At 34.7% G+C, this 17,149-nt stretch carries 17 protein-coding genes; 8 read left to right on the top strand and 9 right to left on the bottom strand.

Annotated elements, in window-relative coordinates:
* Positions 1–54 precede the first annotated feature (54 nt).
* From prfA to R1X58_RS00665, 3 genes are read left to right on the top strand one after another with little or no spacing between them, the layout of a single operon-like run.
* Complete coding sequence (gene prfA, locus R1X58_RS00675) at positions 55–1,131, top strand: peptide chain release factor 1 (protein ID WP_240571199.1); 1,077 nt, start codon at positions 55–57, stop codon at positions 1,129–1,131.
* 34 nt (positions 1,132–1,165) lie between these two features.
* The gene (pyrF, locus tag R1X58_RS00670) at positions 1,166–1,981 is read left to right on the top strand and encodes an orotidine-5'-phosphate decarboxylase (protein ID WP_240571198.1); all 816 of its coding nucleotides are present in this window, start codon (positions 1,166–1,168) and stop codon (positions 1,979–1,981) included.
* Positions 1,982–2,011: 30 nt separating this feature from the next.
* Positions 2,012–2,821: an ABC transporter substrate-binding protein gene (locus R1X58_RS00665; protein ID WP_240571196.1), complete on the top strand. Its 810-nt coding sequence runs from the start codon at positions 2,012–2,014 to the stop codon at positions 2,819–2,821.
* Here R1X58_RS00665 and R1X58_RS00660 read toward each other — a convergent pair.
* The 4 genes from R1X58_RS00660 to purU all read right to left on the bottom strand — a co-directional run bounded on the left by R1X58_RS00660 (position 2,778) and on the right by purU (position 4,952).
* Positions 2,778–2,924, bottom strand: coding sequence for a hypothetical protein (locus R1X58_RS00660; RefSeq protein ID WP_240571194.1), 147 nt, complete (start codon positions 2,922–2,924; stop codon positions 2,778–2,780). The genes R1X58_RS00665 and R1X58_RS00660 overlap by 44 nt on opposite strands.
* An 81-nt stretch (positions 2,925–3,005) precedes the next feature.
* Entirely contained in the window at positions 3,006–3,203 is a 198-nt protein-coding gene (locus R1X58_RS00655; RefSeq protein WP_240571192.1) for a Lacal_2735 family protein, read from the bottom strand.
* Positions 3,204–3,313: 110 nt separating this feature from the next.
* The gene (locus R1X58_RS00650) at positions 3,314–4,021 is read right to left on the bottom strand and encodes a DUF4197 domain-containing protein (protein WP_240571189.1); all 708 of its coding nucleotides are present in this window, start codon (positions 4,019–4,021) and stop codon (positions 3,314–3,316) included.
* Between the two features lie 76 nt (positions 4,022–4,097).
* Positions 4,098–4,952, bottom strand: a complete 855-nt coding sequence (gene purU, locus R1X58_RS00645) for a formyltetrahydrofolate deformylase (RefSeq protein ID WP_240571186.1) — start codon at positions 4,950–4,952, stop codon at positions 4,098–4,100.
* Between the two features lie 153 nt (positions 4,953–5,105).
* Between purU and R1X58_RS00640 the strand changes: the two genes are divergently transcribed.
* Both R1X58_RS00640 and R1X58_RS00635 read left to right on the top strand, forming a co-directional pair.
* Positions 5,106–8,528 (top strand): methylmalonyl-CoA mutase family protein, encoded by a 3,423-nt coding sequence (locus R1X58_RS00640; protein ID WP_240571184.1) that lies wholly within the window; start codon positions 5,106–5,108, stop codon positions 8,526–8,528.
* Positions 8,529–8,754: 226 nt separating this feature from the next.
* Positions 8,755–8,886 carry a hypothetical protein gene (locus tag R1X58_RS00635; protein WP_258225834.1) on the top strand — a complete coding sequence of 44 codons (132 nt, stop codon included), beginning with the start codon at positions 8,755–8,757 and terminating at the stop codon, positions 8,884–8,886.
* A 246-nt stretch (positions 8,887–9,132) separates the two neighbouring features.
* Here the strand turns inward: R1X58_RS00635 and R1X58_RS00630 are convergent, their stop codons facing one another.
* Entirely contained in the window at positions 9,133–9,528 is a 396-nt protein-coding gene (locus R1X58_RS00630) for a hypothetical protein (RefSeq protein WP_240571178.1), read from the bottom strand.
* A 124-nt stretch (positions 9,529–9,652) separates the two neighbouring features.
* Between R1X58_RS00630 and R1X58_RS00625 the strand changes: the two genes are divergently transcribed.
* The gene (locus R1X58_RS00625) at positions 9,653–10,096 is read left to right on the top strand and encodes an Lrp/AsnC family transcriptional regulator (protein ID WP_240571175.1); all 444 of its coding nucleotides are present in this window, start codon (positions 9,653–9,655) and stop codon (positions 10,094–10,096) included.
* Positions 10,097–10,100: 4 nt separating this feature from the next.
* On the opposite strand, the gene R1X58_RS00620 is transcribed toward R1X58_RS00625, so the two are convergent.
* From R1X58_RS00620 to R1X58_RS00610, 3 genes are all read right to left on the bottom strand, one after another.
* On the bottom strand, positions 10,101–10,478 hold the full coding sequence (locus tag R1X58_RS00620) for a VOC family protein (RefSeq protein ID WP_240571172.1): 378 nt from the start codon (positions 10,476–10,478) through the stop codon (positions 10,101–10,103).
* Positions 10,478–11,458, bottom strand: coding sequence for a YpdA family putative bacillithiol disulfide reductase (locus R1X58_RS00615; RefSeq protein WP_240571169.1), 981 nt, complete (start codon positions 11,456–11,458; stop codon positions 10,478–10,480). The genes R1X58_RS00620 and R1X58_RS00615 overlap by 1 nt, the downstream gene beginning before the upstream one ends.
* Before the next feature lie 62 nt (positions 11,459–11,520).
* Positions 11,521–12,741 (bottom strand): MDR family MFS transporter, encoded by a 1,221-nt coding sequence (locus R1X58_RS00610; protein ID WP_240571168.1) that lies wholly within the window; start codon positions 12,739–12,741, stop codon positions 11,521–11,523.
* A gap of 241 nt (positions 12,742–12,982) precedes the next feature.
* On the opposite strand from R1X58_RS00610, the gene R1X58_RS00605 reads away from it, so the two are divergent.
* Complete coding sequence (locus R1X58_RS00605) at positions 12,983–13,588, top strand: DUF1684 domain-containing protein (RefSeq protein WP_240571166.1); 606 nt, start codon at positions 12,983–12,985, stop codon at positions 13,586–13,588.
* On the opposite strand, the gene R1X58_RS00600 is transcribed toward R1X58_RS00605, so the two are convergent.
* Positions 13,575–14,615, bottom strand: a complete 1,041-nt coding sequence (locus R1X58_RS00600) for an SRPBCC family protein (RefSeq protein ID WP_240571150.1) — start codon at positions 14,613–14,615, stop codon at positions 13,575–13,577. The two genes, R1X58_RS00605 and R1X58_RS00600, sit on opposite strands and share 14 nt — an antisense overlap.
* Before the next feature lie 168 nt (positions 14,616–14,783).
* On the opposite strand from R1X58_RS00600, the gene R1X58_RS00595 reads away from it, so the two are divergent.
* A complete protein-coding gene (locus tag R1X58_RS00595; RefSeq protein ID WP_240571147.1) occupies positions 14,784–16,829 on the top strand; it encodes a dipeptidyl peptidase 3 in 2,046 nt (681 codons plus the stop codon).
* Positions 16,830–17,149: the final 320 nt, after the last annotated feature.

Here is a 17,149-nt window from a genome sequence, read left to right as displayed (position 1 = left end):
CTCACGATTTATCAATTCATAAATTATCGTATTTTTGCCACACAATTTAATTAGATGTTAGACAAATTACAAATAGTAAAGCAACGTTTCGATGAGGTTAGTGATTTAATCATTCAGCCAGACGTGATTTCAGATCAAAAACGTTATATCGCTTTAAATAAAGAATATAAAGACCTTAAAGTTCTAATCGAAAAGCGAGAAGAATTAATTGAGGCGACAAATAATTTAGCTGAAGCTGAAGAAATTCTAGCCGATGGTAGTGATGCCGAAATGGTTGAAATGGCTAAAATGCAGTTTGAAGAGGCTAAAGAGGCTATTCCGAAGTTAGAAGATGAGATTAAGTTTCTTCTAATTCCGAAAGATCCTGAAGATGCAAAGAATGCCGTTGTTGAATTACGTGCCGGAACAGGTGGTGATGAGGCGAGTATTTTTGCCGGAGATTTATTTAGAATGTATACCAAATATTGCGAAAGCAAGGGTTGGAAAGTCGATACTGTTGACTTTAGTGAAGGAACAAACGGTGGATTTAAAGAAATTCAGTTTGAAGTGTCTGGAGAAGATGTTTACGGAACCTTAAAGTTTGAAGCAGGAGTACACCGTGTACAACGTGTACCACAAACCGAAACTCAGGGGCGTGTACATACCAGTGCGGCAACGGTAATGGTTTTCCCGGAAGCTGAAGAGTTTGATGTTGAAATTAATCCTAAAGATGTACGTATCGATTTCTTCTGTTCATCAGGTCCTGGTGGTCAGTCGGTAAACACTACGTACTCAGCGGTACGTTTAACGCATATTCCAACAGGATTGGTAGCACAGTGTCAGGATCAAAAGTCTCAACATAAAAATAAAGAGAAAGCGTTTAAAGTATTACGTTCACGTTTATATGATATGGAGCTTGCTAAAAAGCAGGAGGAAGATGCAGCTAAACGTGGAAGTATGGTGTCGTCGGGTGATAGAAGTGCTAAAATTAGAACGTACAACTATCCGCAAGGCCGTGTAACCGACCACAGAATTGGTTTAACGCTTTACGATTTAAGTAATATTGTAAATGGTGATATCCAGAAAATAATTGATGAGTTACAATTAGCCGAAAACACTGAAAAGTTAAAAGCTAGCGATAACGTAATTTAAAAATGAATAGCCTCTTTAAGAGGCTTTTTTATATATGACAACAGCACAACTTGTAGAACAAATTAAGAAAAAGCAATCCTTTCTTTGTATCGGATTGGATGTCGATTTAAACAAAATTCCAGAACATCTTTTAAAAGAAGAAGATCCTATTTTTGCCTTTAATAAAGCCATTATCGATGCCACGCATCATTTATGTGTAGCTTACAAACCAAACACAGCGTTTTATGAAGCTTATGGTTTAAAAGGTTGGAAAGCCTTAGAAAAAACGATTAATTATTTAAATGAAAATCATCCTGAAATCTTCACGATTGCCGATGCAAAACGTGGCGATATAGGGAACACGAGTACCATGTATGCTAAAGCCTTTTTCGAGGATTTAGCATTCGATTCAGTTACTGTAGCACCTTACATGGGAAAAGATTCTGTTGAGCCATTTTTAGCATTTCAGGATAAGCATACCATTATGTTAGGATTAACGTCTAACGCTGGAGCTTTCGATTTTCAAACGAAATTAGTTGACGGTATAGAACTTTACAAACAGGTTTTAGAAACTTCAAAGACTTGGGAGAATGCTCAGAATTTAATGTATGTTGTTGGAGCAACTAAGGCTGAGTATTTAGCTGATATTCGTCAAATCATCCCTAACAGTTTTCTTCTAGTACCAGGAGTAGGTGCGCAGGGTGGAAATTTACAAGACGTATGTAAATACGGAATGAATGATACTGTTGGACTTCTTATTAATTCTTCAAGAGGTATTATTTATGCTTCTAAAGGAGAAGATTATGCCGAAGTAGCGGCAGAAAAAGCAAAAGAACTGCAAGAAGAAATGGCCGAGATTCTTTCAGCTTAAGTTTCAAATAATATAATACGATAATTCGTTTTGGAAGTTTTAGATCAATTACAAAGAACAATTGAATTTAAAAGCGTTCCAAAGCGAATTATTTCTTTAGTACCCAGTCAAACCGAATTACTATGTGATTTAGGTTTAGAGGAATCTCTGATTGGCGTTACTAAATTTTGTGTGCATCCACATTACATAACCACAAAAGTTGCAGTAGTGGGAGGTACTAAGCAAATCCATTTAGATAAGATTAAAGCTCTTCAGCCCGATATTATTCTGTGTAATAAGGAGGAAAATACTAAAGAAATTGTTGAAGCCTGTGAAAATATTTGTCCTGTCCATGTTTCCGATATTTATACAATTTCCGACAGTATTGAACTGATTAAGCAATATGGTGTTTTGTTTGACAGGCAAAAGCAATCTGAAGCTATGTCTGCTAAAATAGAAGCAGAGGTTACGGATTTTAAAATGTTTTTAAAAAATAGACGGGAGTTAAAAGTGGCGTATTTTATCTGGAAATCCCCTTGGATGGTGGCGGCTAATAATACGTTTATTAATCACCTTCTAGAACTTAATAAATTCACTAATGCTTTTGATAGACAGGAGCGTTATCCTGATGTGCTTTTGGAAGCTTCGGGAGGATATGAAGCAATCCAGGTTGTGTTGTTGTCCAGTGAGCCCCATCCGTTTAATGAGAACCATAAAACAGAGGTACAAGAATATTTTCCAAAAGCCAAAATTGTTTTAGCTGATGGAGAAATGTTTTCCTGGTATGGCTCTAGGTTACTAAAAGCATTCGAGTATTTTAAAACGCTCCGTTTAAATCTTGAGAATAATCTAACTTACTAGTATCATCTACAAAATTTTCAATTTTACGTTCTAACTCTTTTAAGCTGATTAACTTATTTAAGTTTGGCTTAATTCTTCCTACTTTACAAAATTGTGTACTCATACTCATAACTTGTTTTTTTATAAAGTACGTGATTTTGTGTGGTTTAGATGTAAGGGAATCGTTAAATAAATGATAAAAACGTTAAACTAGCGTTTTTTGTTGTTCTCTTGAAAGATATTTTAAACGATTTAGCTTATTAAGAAGTTTGATTGCCATATATTCAGAAATGTCACTTTGCGCAGAATCCGTCTGACGCAAATTATACGCCTGTTCCATTAAAAGCTTATATTTATTTTTAAGCTTCTCCTGATCGATTCTTATGCGGTCTAATCTGTCCATTGTGCTCTGAATTTCAGTTATTTAAATATACATTTTTTATCTAATAAAAAAAAAAATCCGATAATTATTTTATTAACCATCGGATTTATATAGAAAACACTAATGTTTTTTTAATCTTGAAGTGCAAAAACCTGTTTCAGTAAAGTGGTTGTTCTTGATGAAATGTCGGTACGAATTTCTTTTTCTTCAACAGCTATCATGGTGTAAACACCTTCTAAGGCTTCACTAGTAACATAATCGGTTAAATCCGGATTAACATCATTAGTAAAAGGTATACTATTGTATTTGTTAATTAGGTTAGTCCAGATTTTATCAGCACCTACTTTTGAAAAAGAGCTGTTAATTACGGGGTGAAATTTTTCGTAAAGAGGAGTCTGGGTTTTTCCTGTTAAATATTGTGTAGCAGCATTGTCATTACCTAAAAGAATGTTCTTGGCATCTGTAAAAGTGATTTGTTTCACAGCATCGACAAAAATAGGCGTCGCTTCTTTTACTGCGTCTTCAGCAGCGCGATTTAAAGCTTTAATACCTTCATCAGCTAAACTTCCTAAACCAATACTTCTAAGACCTTTATCGACTTGTTGTAATTCTTCAGGAAGTAATATTTTAACCAGATCATTTTTATAAAAACCATCGGTTTGGGTTAGTTTCGATACTTGTTTTTCTATTCCTAAATTTAAAGCTTCTCTTAAACCAGATGCAATTTGGTCGTTTCCTATAGTTGTTCCGGTTTGTGGAAGTTGATTAATAACTTGTTGTAGGTCGGCACAGGCATTTAAAGTGAAAACCAATGCTACTGTAAAAATCTTTTTTATCATATTTGGGTGTTTTAAATCTTAAACAAATATAGACTTTACCATTTAGAATTTAAGGTTAAGCTTATGCTATATTCGATCAAGAAAATATAACCGTTTTATTATTGTAAACCATAACTTTTCTATCGGCATGCAATTTTACAGCATTTGCCAAAACAATTTTCTCCAAATCACGTCCTTTAGCAATTAAATCGGGAATGGAATGTGCATGAGTTACGCGCGTTACATCTTGTTCTATAATTGGTCCGCCATCTAATTCTTCCGTAACATAATGACTCGTAGCCCCAATAATTTTAACACCGCGCTTAAAGGCCGAATGGTAAGGTTTAGCCCCAATAAATGCTGGTAAGAACGAGTGATGGATGTTAATGATTTTATTGGGGTATTTATCAATCATGGATTTTGGTATTATTTGCATATACCTCGCCAAGACTATAAAATTAATACCATGTTCCTCAAGAAGTTCTAATTGGTTTTTAGCCGCGTCTTCTTTATTGTCTTTGGTGACAGGAATGTGATAAAACGGAATTTTAAAATTATCGGCAATGGGTTTTAAATCTTTATGATTACTGATGATAAAAGGAATTTCTAAATTAAGTTCTCCTGAATTATAACGGCCTAATAAGTCATAAAGACAGTGATCATATTTAGAAATGAACAATGCCATTTTCGGTTTGCTTTCCGATGAGTAAATACGCCATTTCATTTTAAAGATATCAGCCAAAGTTGTTTTGAAAGATTCTTTAAAGGCTTCTGTACAAAAAGATTCATCAGTAAATTCACTTTCCAGTCGCATAAAAAACTCGTTTTGCTCACGATCAACAAACTGGTCTATATAAACAATATTTCCTTCATTTTTCGCAATAAAATTGGTTACTGAAGCAATAATGTTGGGGCGGTCTTTACAATGTATAAGGATGGTAATTTTATTCATAATCATATATAAGTATCTCAAATTAACCTAAAAATCAGATAACTAGAAAGTGAGATTGTGAAATTTAGATAATCACTTGTAAATAGTTGGTTTTTTTGAATATTTCGTAAATTTGACACATATATAATAGTTTTATTTAATTATACTGAAAAGATGCATACAGCTCCTTATAAGCCAAAACATAAAGTAAGAATTGTTACCGCTGCCTCGTTATTCGATGGTCACGATGCAGCTATTAATATTATGCGCCGTATCATACAATCTACCGGTGTAGAAGTGATTCATCTTGGACACGATAGAAGTGTTGAAGAAGTAGTAAATACCGCCATTCAGGAAGATGCCAACGCCATCGCTATGACCTCATATCAAGGAGGACACAACGAGTATTTTAAATACATGTACGATTTGTTAAAGGAAAAAGGAGCATCGCATATCAAGATATTTGGTGGCGGTGGAGGCGTTATTCTTCCGGAAGAAATTAAAGAGTTGATGGATTATGGTATTACTCGTATTTATTCACCTGACGATGGTAGGGAGTTAGGATTACAGGGTATGATTAACGATTTGGTTGAACAATCTGATTTTGCAGTTGGCGATTCATTAAATGGAGAAGTTAATGATTTGGAAACAAAGAATTCAAAATCGATTGCTCGTGTTATTTCATCGGCTGAAAACTTTCCGGAAGTAGCAAAGGAAACTTTAGAAACAATTCACGATAAAAATAAAACTTCAAATATTCCAGTTCTTGGAATTACTGGAACGGGAGGCGCAGGAAAGTCGTCGTTGGTTGATGAATTGGTTCGCAGATTTTTAATCGATTTTCCGGAAAAAACCATTGGAATCATTTCAGTAGATCCTTCTAAACGTAAAACGGGAGGCGCACTTTTGGGCGATCGTATTCGAATGAATGCCATTAATAATCCGAGAGTTTATATGCGTAGTTTGGCAACCCGTCAATCGAATCTGGCATTATCGAAACATGTAAATGAAGCGATTGAAGTTTTAAAGGCAGCTCACTACGATTTAATTATTTTAGAAACTTCAGGAATCGGGCAATCTGATACCGAAATTATAGAGCATAGCAATGTATCTTTATATGTGATGACTCCTGAATTTGGAGCCGCTACACAACTGGAGAAAATTGATATGTTGGATTTCGCCGATTTGGTAGCCATTAATAAATTCGATAAACGCGGTGCTTTAGATGCCTTACGCGATGTGAAAAAGCAGTACATGCGTAACCACGAATTGTGGGAAGTGAATCAGGACGATTTACCGGTTTTCGGAACCATTGCTTCGCAGTTTAACGATCCGGGAATGAATTCGCTTTATAAAGCGGTGATGGATAAGATTGCTGAAAAATCCGGAGTCGATTTACAGTCTACTTTTGAAATTTCAAAAGAAATGAGCGAGAAGATTTTTGTCATTCCACCAAGTAGAACGCGTTATTTATCGGAGATTGCTGAAACCAATCGGGCTTATGATAAAACGGCTGTTGAACAGGTTGAAGTAGCTCAAAAGTTATACGGTATTTATAAAACCATTGAATCTGTAGTTGGAGCAGTCCCGGAATTGGATAAAACAGGAATTGATTTTGAAGCTTTACCTATAACTGAAAATAATTCAGCTTTTGTAAAACTATTAATTGCTGAATTTGATAGAGTAAAAATGAATCTCGATCCATACAACTGGGAAGTCATCACAGGTTGGAGTGAGAAAGTTGAAAAGTATAAAAACCCGATTTATTCATTTAAAGTACGTGATAAGGAAATTAAAATAGAAACCCACACCGAATCTTTATCGCATACGCAAATACCAAAGGTAGCTCTGCCAAAATATCAGGCTTGGGGAGATATTCTTCGATGGACTTTACAGGAAAATGTGCCAGGAGAATTTCCGTATACTTCAGGATTGTATCCGTTTAAGCGCACAGGCGAAGATCCTACGCGTATGTTTGCCGGAGAAGGAGGTCCAGAGCGTACCAATCGTCGTTTCCATTACGTGAGTTTAGGTATGCCTGCAAAACGTTTGTCAACGGCTTTCGATAGTGTTACTTTGTATGGTAACGACCCTGATTATCGCCCGGATATTTATGGTAAAATTGGTAATGCCGGTGTGAGTATTTGTTGTTTAGACGATGCTAAAAAACTGTATTCCGGATTTAATTTAGCCGATGCCATGACTTCGGTGAGTATGACGATTAATGGTCCTGCACCTATGTTGTTAGGCTTTTTTATGAATGCCGCTATCGATCAGCAATGTGAGTTATATATTAAGGAGCAAGGTCTTGAAAAAGTGGTAGAAGATAAAATCGAAGCGATTTATAAAGAAAAAGGAGTCGAGCGTCCTATATATAATGGAGAGTTACCTGAAGGAAACGATGGTTTAGGCTTAATGTTGTTAGGTGTTACTGGAGATCAGGTATTGCCGGAAGACGTTTATAATAGAATTAAAACGGAAACCATTGCTCAGGTTAGAGGAACGGTGCAAGCTGATATATTAAAAGAAGATCAGGCACAGAATACCTGCATATTTTCAACGGAGTTTGCTCTGAGATTAATGGGCGATGTTCAGGAGTATTTCATTGATAATAACGTTCGTAATTTTTATTCGGTGTCTATTTCTGGTTATCATATTGCAGAGGCAGGAGCAAACCCAATTACGCAGTTGGCATTAACCTTATCAAACGGATTTACCTACGTAGAATACTATTTGTCAAGAGGAATGGATATTAATAAGTTCGGCCCAAACTTATCATTTTTCTTCTCGAATGGTATCGATCCGGAATATGCGGTTATCGGTCGTGTTGCTCGTAGAATCTGGGCTAAAGCTTTAAAACAAAAGTATGGTGCCAACTCAAGAGCACAAATGTTGAAATACCACATTCAAACTTCTGGAAGAAGTTTACATGCTCAGGAAATCGACTTTAACGATATTCGTACCACGCTTCAGGCGTTATATGCCATCTACGATAACTGTAACTCGTTGCACACCAATGCGTATGATGAAGCGATTACAACGCCAACCGAAGAATCTGTACGTCGTGCTATGGCCATTCAGTTAATTATTAATAAAGAATTAGGATTGGCGAGAAATGAAAACCCGATTCAAGGTTCATTTATTATTGAAGAATTAACCGATTTAGTAGAAGAAGCTGTTTTAACTGAGTTCGATAGAATAACAGAACGTGGAGGCGTTTTAGGTGCTATGGAAACCATGTATCAAAGGAGTAAAATTCAAGAAGAAAGCTTGTATTACGAAACATTGAAGCATAATGGTGAATTCCCAATTATAGGTGTGAATACCTTCTTAAGTAGTAAAGGATCTCCAACCATTCAGCCAAAAGAGGTGATTCGAGCTACAGAGGAAGAAAAACAGTTCCAGATAAAAACTTTAGAAAATCTTCATAAAACCTATGAGGGTAGAATTGAAACTGTTTTAGCTAAGGTTCAGGAAGCGGCTATCCAAAATCGTAATGTTTTTGAAGTATTAATGGAAGCCACTAAAGTATGTTCTTTAGGTCAAATTACCGATGCGTTGTTTGAAGTTGGCGGACAGTATCGCAGAAACATGTAACCGATAGTTTTTCTAATAAATTAAAAATCCTGAACGTGAGTTCAGGATTTTTTTATGCTAATTAGTTGATAAATAAGGGTGTAGTTTATCGGTGATTTTTGTAAAATGTTTCAAATCAAAGAATTAAATAAGCAGGTTAACTAGTAATTTATGTTTCAGTGGTTTTCTTGGGTATCTTGAATGTTCTCTAAAAGTCAATAATATGTTCAATTTAAAATACATTATTATGGAAGCAACTTTAAATTACAATTTTAACAGAAGGTCTGAGAATCACATCGACTGGCTATTAAACGTTATTAAATCGGAGAAATACTATGAAATCGATAGTTACATAGTGAATTTAGATAAAGCAAGTTAAATTTATTTAAAAAGAAGATTTATACGGAGAACATTACTTTTATTATTATGTAAGGGGAGGCAACATTCTAAAATGAAAATAGATAAAACATGCTATAACGGCCTCAAAGAAGAACTTTAAAGCAGTTTATAGAAACTGCTAGGAAGGCAGAATTAATATGAGCTATAAGAGCTCATATTAATTCTGCTTTTTATTTTTATGAATTGGGATGTATTAAATGAAAGAAAAGAGAAAAAATGTTTTAGGCTATAAAGTTAATAACCAGGTACGTTGAAGTTGTTTGAATTTTTTCAACTCACTACGTAAAATAGGTAAAAAGTCTTTTCCGTTGCTATTAGATTTCTCTAAACGGTAAGAGTTTCGGTATAATTTGTTTGTTAAGCGTTTTAAAGTAGCAATGTGTTTATGTCTTTTATCGGTGTAACGCTCTAATTCTACACAGGCAATTTCTGGAGCTAATGATATAGATTGCTGAACAATATCACCAGAAAAATAGATATTACTATCTTCAGAACCATCAGGTTTAAGCTCTGATAAATCGTGATTTAAGTACGATGATATGCTTTGCGATAGTGCGAAAATTTCTATCGCTTTTTTATAAATCGGTAATTCCGATAGGTTTTGTGGGGTATTGTATGACATGATCTTTTTCTCTTTAGCGTTTTTATCAAAATTACAGACAAGATTTCATATTCATCTTTAATATTTAAAGTAAAATCGTATATTTACTTTAATATTTAATTTTTTAATCTAATTTATCTTAAAAATGGTTTTAGATGCGCTTAACTGGAAGATTTTGAAGTGTTTACAGCAGAATGCAAGGCAGTCTAATGCCGAAATTGGGCGTCAGGTGGGAATAAGTTCACCAGCGGTTTCCGAGCGTATTAAGAAGATGGAAGATGCCGGAATTATTTTAGGATATAAAACTGTAGTGTCTCCATTAGATATGGGATATCAATTAAAAGCCATAATAACCTTGCGTGCTTTTATAGGAAAGCTGAAACCTTTTTTAGAAAAAGTAAAAACTTACGATGAGGTTTTAAACTGTTACCGCATTACAGGAAACGAAAACATTGTAATGGAAGTGGTGCTTAAAAACCAGAAGCATTTGGAAACTTTTATAGATCAATTGATTATTTACGGAGAAACAAAAACTCAAATCGTGTTGTCGCACGTTACACGATTTAAGGAAATAAAACCCCTAAAATAATAGGTTAAGAAATCCGCCACGGCGGATTTTTTCGGTTCTTACCTGCGTGATATATAATAATAGGATTACCGTCTAAATCATTTAAATGAGCTTCACGCCATAACCAGGGTTTATCTTCAGGAAAACTCTCGAAAGCAATGCCCTTTTGCTGTAAGGTTAAAACCGTTTGATCCACATTATCAACTTCGAAATAGATAGTTGCTCTTAGTTCTTTTGGTAGAGCTTCAACCTGATGAATTGAGAATGTACTGTTTCCGTCAGGACATTCAAATCGAACATATCTTGGAATAGAATCTACAATAAGTTTGAGTCCTAATGTTTCATAGAATTTTGTTGCCTTTTCGACATCAACAGAAGGAATAGTAACTTGATTAAGGTTCATTATTCTGTACTTTCATTTAAACTTTCAATATGTTCAGCAATGAGTTTCGCATGAATTCGTGAATTTTCAATAAACCACTTATGTGTTTCATTACCACCGCAAATAACACCCGCTAAATACAAGCCTTCAATGTTTGACTCCATAGTTTCAGGGTTGTAGTTTGGAATGTTTCTGCCATCATCAGACAATGCAATATGACTTTGTTTTAAAAAATTAAAATCGGGTAAATAACCTGTAAGCGCTACAACATAATCGTTTTCTAAAGTCAAATTGCCTTTAGGAGTTTTAATCTCTACGGTTTCGGAGTCTATTTTCGTGATTTCAGAATTAAAATAGGCTTTAATGCTACCTTCATTAATACGATTTATAATATCGGGGCGTACCCAGTATTTTACACGTTCGCCGATGGTTTCACCTCGAACTACCATGGTTACATCACCGCCTTTACGCCAAATTTCCAATGCCGCATCAACCGATGAATTACTGGCGCCAACAACAATTACTTTTTGTAAGGAATAGTTGTGTGCTTCCTTGTAATAATGTGTCACTTTTGGTAAATCTTCACCAGGTACATTAATAAGTTTTGGGATGTCGTAAAACCCTGTTGAGATGATGACTTTTTTAGCTAAATATTCAGTTTTTGATGTCGTTACTTTAAATATTTCCTTTTCTTTTTCAATATGCTTTACAGTTTCATATAAATGTATGTTAAGTTTATTGGAAGTCACGACCCGTCGATAGTACTCTAAAGCTTCATCACGATTAGGTTTCGGGTTGTTACTAATAAATGGAATCTCATCAATTTCTAATTTTTCAGATGTTGAGAAGAAGGTCATGTTTTTAGGATAGTTGAAAAGTGAATTGGTTAAAGCTCCTTTTTCAATCACAACATAATTCCATCCTCTTTTTTTACATTCTAAGGCGCAGTTAATACCAATAGGTCCTGCGCCAATTATTAAAACATCAAAAGTATTTCTCATCTCATTTATTAAAATTATCAACCATATTGCTTATTTAAACAATTAGGTCTTAATAATTTGTTTCAATTTACGGTTTTGTATCTTTTTAAATTATTTAATCTTCTGTTTAAACTAAATAATATCAAGGCACATATTAGGGCTAAACCTGCAATAATATACCATGTAATTTCAAATCCTAAACCTGCCGTTAGCTGCAATCCTGCATTATGACCAAAAATATGCGCCACTGAAAATGATATGGAATATAACGCCATGTATTCACCCTGATTTCCTTTTTTGGCACGTTCTATGGCAAAGGCATTAGAAAACGGAAAGGCAATCATTTCGCCAAAAGTTACCAGTAACATACCAATAACCAGAATGCCGGTCCAGGAAGTAAAGTTTAAAATTAGAAAACTGATTCCTGTTAAAACAGCTCCGAAAAACACCAACCATAATTTGGTAAAAGCTGTATTTTCCAACCATTTGATTAAAGGCATTTCAAAGATAAAAATAACAAAACCATTTAAGCCTAAAATCAAACCGATTTCAAATTCACTTAACAGATGCACATCTTTATAGTAAATAGTAATAGATGAAAAGTATTGCAAGAATACAATGCCAAATAGAACCATTGCTATAAAGAACACCAAAAAGGCATGGTCTTTATAAGCTGAAACCGGATTGTCGTTTTTAATCTCGTCTAGTACTTTGGTTTTTTTAGGATTTAAAACTTTAACCATAACAAGAGCAGCAATGGCACAGGTTATTCCATCTACCCAGAATAAACCGGAATACCCAAGACCTGTGATAATCATACCACCAATAGCTGGTCCTGCCGAAAATCCAAGATTAATGGCCAAACGAATTAATGTTAATGAACGGATTTTATTTTCGGGTTTGCTATAGGCATTTAATGCCACAAATATAGCTGGACGAAAGGCATCGGCAACCATCATAACAATAAATATCCCAACACATATCGATACGAATGTATTTAGAAATTGTAATAGAACGAATAAAACCCCTGTAGCAAGTAAACTTCTAACCATAACTTTGTAGTAACCAATTTTGTCGGTTAGTTTACCCCCAATCCAAGAGCCAACAACCGAGCCCAAACCAAAGGCACTCATAATCCACCCTACCTGACTTACCGAAAAGTGTAAATCTTCTTTTAGGTAAAGAGATAGAAACGGAATAACCATAGTACCGGCTCGGTTTATAAAAGTAATAAGTGCCAGCCACCATATTTCTTCCGAGAGTCCTCGAAAAGTATCTATGTAGTTTTTAAAAAGTGTTTTCATTATATGGTTGGTAATAGTTATAAAAATAAAAAAGTCCGACGGTTAAGTCGGACTTTTAATACATTGTAATATAATTTTATAATGATATCATCACAATATATAGCAAGCCCGACCTCGTTCTCTCACAGAGGTATATTGCTTTTTACAAATTGTGATCATATAGCGCATAGTCTAATTTTATGAATTACAAACTTATATAAAATAATTGTAAGTTGTATTTTTGAAATCAAAAATTGTTTAAATGAAGTATTTTTTAGTATGGTCTCTACTTGCTTTAGGTATAGTAAGTTGCCAAAATAAAAAGCAGTATAATTTAGGTGAAACCGCCTTTCAGCAAGAGTTGAATGCCGAATATAAAGATGCTACAACATCGCCTTTAAAAGATGAAGATAGAAAGACTTTTGAAGGCTTGGAATTCTTTAAAAATGACTCAATATATGTGGTTAAGGCAATATTAGAGTTGATGCCTGATTCGGAATTTGTGCCAATGAAAACTACAACAAGCCGTATTTCTGAAAAGCGAATTTATGGTATTTTAAATTTTGAATTAAAAGGAGAATCTTTCAAATTGAATATCTATCAGGATAAGGATTTAATGACAAAGGAAGGCTATGAAAATTATCTGTTTTTGCCATTTTTTGATGAAACCAGTGGCGAAGAAAGCTACGGAGGAGGTCGTTATATTGATGCTCGAATTCCAAAGGGAGATACCATCATAATAGATTTTAATAAAGCTTATAATCCGTATTGCTCATACAATGATAAATATTCATGCCCAATTGTGCCAAGAGAAAATTATTTGGCTACTCGTATTGAAGCCGGAGTAAAAGCCTTTAAAAAGCATTAACAGGATCTTCTTTAATGGCTATATAAATTTCGGTTACCCAATCGGCTGGATTTGGTGTAGTTTCAGGGTTTGTTAAGTAGACTTCTAACATAGGGCCATTTTCGGTAAATTCTAATCCCGCATCAGGAATGTATTTTAAAGCGGTTTCCCAGGCTTCTTTTGAATTACTGTAATCGCCTTTTAAAGTTGTTTTCACAGCTCTAAAGGGATCTAATTTACCCATTAAAATATGACTGCTGGTCGTGGTAACTTCTTCGTTTGTTGGTATGCAACAGGAAAATTCAGCTGTATTGCTAACGTCGCCCCATTTGGTGTAATTTACAAATGGTGCACCAGAAGACGAAATATTGTGTTCTTTAACATAAGCCTGAATTTCATTAAACATCTCCTGCATTTTTTCTTCAGACTCACTTATTTTACAGGTAATGGAGTTATAAAGAAAATGTTCACCGGCAAAACTGGTAATACCATTTACTTTTACGCTGTACACTTGCATGCTGGCTAAAACAATACTATCTAATTTTTCCAGACTACGTTCGTAATGTGGGCCGATTTGTTCTTCCATGCTTCCTGTAAAAGCCGTGTAAGCTTTGAAACCGAAAGGGAGTTCATTCCCTGAAATACTCCAGGTAACATTAGTAGAACCATCTTCATTAGGGGTAAATGTCCAGTTAATATTAGAGGCAGGAAATTCTGCGATTTGCATTTGTTGGTATATGGTAGCATTTGGAACTGTTTCAAGTGTTGTCAAACTTCCAAGTCCGCTTTCATCTTCCCAAGAATAGGAGCTGTTAATCCCTGATGTTTGCTCAGGGTAAATTAATTTCATGTCAGGGTCAGCTTCAACCCAAGACGACCAGTCTTTCCAGTTTTTAAAATCAATAACATTGTTATAAATCACAGACGCAGGAGCTTGAATGGTTCGTGTTCTGCTTACTTCGAAAGTATTTGGCTGAATAGCGACATAAATAGACGTACCAATAACGGCAATGAGTAGTAAGAATAGTATGTATTTGAAAGATTTCATGTCAATCTTTTTTTTAGTGGAGTTGCTATATCAAAGATAATGAATTTATAATTCTTGTTGAGAAATTATTACATTTGTGGACTTTATAATAAAAATTCAATAACGAGAACGGGTTAATTGTTTTTAAATGCTAATTCAGCCTGTTTTCGAACTTAAAAATCCAAAAAAATGAATTTAAAACAAATACTTGGTGTTGCTTTTGTTTCAGCTACATTATTTTCCTGTGGAAATGATAAGGCGAAAACAGCACCCGAAGACGCTACAGATGCTAAGATTGTAGAAGCTCCGTTTAATTACAATGTAGAACAGTTTGCGGATATTAAGGTGTTGCGATACCAGATTCCGGGATGGGAGAATTTAACCCTGAAAGAGCAGAAATTAGTGTATTATTTAACACAGGCTGGACTTTCTGGTCGTGATATTATTTGGGATCAGAACTACAAGTATAATTTAACAATCCGTGAAGCTTTAGAGCAGGTTTATACTAATTATGAAGGCGATAAAACATCGGAAGATTGGAATGCTTTTGTGGTTTACTTAAAGCGTGTGTGGTTCAGTAATGGTATTCACCATCACTATTCAAACGACAAATTAAAACCTGAATTTTCATCAGAGTATTTAAAGATGCTTTTGGCTGAAACTGATACGGAATTGGAAGGCGAAGCGTTCGATGTTATTTTCAATGATAAGGATGCTAAAAAAGTAAATTTAGCTAAAGGAATTGATAATGTGTCTGCTTCAGCTGTTAACTTTTATGGTGAGGGTGTTACCAATTCAGATGTGGAAACTTTTTATAAAGCAATGCAGTCACCAGACCCAACAAAACCATTGTCGTATGGGTTGAATTCAAAGTTAGTAAAAGAAAATGGTGTTTTAAAAGAACAAAAATATAAATCGGAAGGTTTATATGGAGAAGCCATTGATGAAATCATCAAATGGTTGGAATTAGCCAAAGGCGTTGCGGAAAATGAGGCTCAGGGAAATGCGTTAGGTTTATTGATTGAGTATTACAAAACTGGAGATTTACAAAGCTGGGATGATTACAATGTAGCCTGGACTGCCGCTACCGAAGGTAATATAGATTACATTAACAGTTTTATTGAAGTATATAACGATCCGTTAGGGTATCGTGGTTCATACGAGAGTATTATCCAGATTAAAGATTTCGATATGTCTAAAAAAATGGCAGTATTATCGGATAACGCGCAATGGTTTGAAGATAACTCACCATTAATGGAAGAACATAAAAAGAAAAATGTTGTTGGAGTAACGTATAAGGTAGTTAATGTAGCAGGAGAAGCTGGCGATGCTTCACCAAGTACACCAATAGGGGTTAATTTACCAAACGCCAACTGGATTCGTGCCGCAGTTGGAAGTAAGTCGGTTTCTTTGGGAAATATTGTTGCTTCTTACAACAATGCAGGTGGTTCAGAGCGTTTAAAAGAGTTTGTTAACGATGCCGAAGAATTAGAATTAGAAGAAACTTACGGTCAGTTAGCAGATAAACTACATACAGCGTTACATGAGGTTGTAGGTCATGCTTCAGGGCAGTTAAATCCTGGTGTAGGTGAAACTAAAGAAACGCTTAAAAATTATGCTTCAACCTTAGAGGAGGGCCGTGCAGATTTAGTGGCACTTTATTATTTGTATGATTCTAAATTACAGGAATTAGGTCTGGTTGAAGATTGGCAAAAGGTAGGTAAAGCTGCTTACGATGAATACATTAGAAATGGTTTAATGACGCAATTAATCCGTTTAAATTTGGGAGATGATGTTGAAGAAGCTCACATGCGTAACCGCCAGTGGGTATCGGCTTGGGTATTTGAAAAAGGACAAGCTGAAAATGTTATTGAAAAAGTAACACGTGACGGAAAAACGTATTTAAATATTACCGATTACGAGAAGCTTCATAAGTTGTTTGGAGATTTATTAAGAGAAACACAACGTATAAAATCTGAAGGAGATTTTACAGCTGTAGAGGCTTTAGTTGAAGGTTATGGTGTAAAAGTAGATCAAAAACTTCATGCAGAGATATTAGAACGTAATGCTCAGTTTAAATCAGCACCTTATAGTGGATTTGTAAATCCTGTGTTGGTTCCTTTAACAGATGAAAATGGTGAAATTACGGCAATAGAAGTAACTCAACCGGAAACATTTGAAGAACAAATGTTAGACTACAGTAATCGTTACAACTTCTTACCAGAAGTCAACTAGAACGATTTTAGAAATTACATTATAAAAAAAAAACAGAATCCTTTAATTAAGACGAGACTGAAAAAACAAGTAGGTTAAGTTTATGGAAAATTTTAGGGTTCTGTTTTTTTATTAACACTAAAAATAAGTAGAAAAGCATTAATTAAAAGCAGACAACCAATTATAATTAGTACATCCATAAGTGTTTGTTGTTTGTGTTAGTCATTCTTATGATGCATAAAACGCAAAAAGGTTGCGTCTTATTTTAAGAAAAATTTTATTGCAACAATAAAAAGGATGAATCCGATGAAAGCTAATAGCATCCAAATACTGCCTTTATA

Origin of the sequence: Aestuariibaculum lutulentum, from assembly GCF_032926325.1 — a bacterium.
GTDB lineage: Bacteria > Bacteroidota > Bacteroidia > Flavobacteriales > Flavobacteriaceae > Aestuariibaculum > Aestuariibaculum lutulentum.
This window is presented reverse-complemented; position numbering and strand designations above follow the sequence as displayed.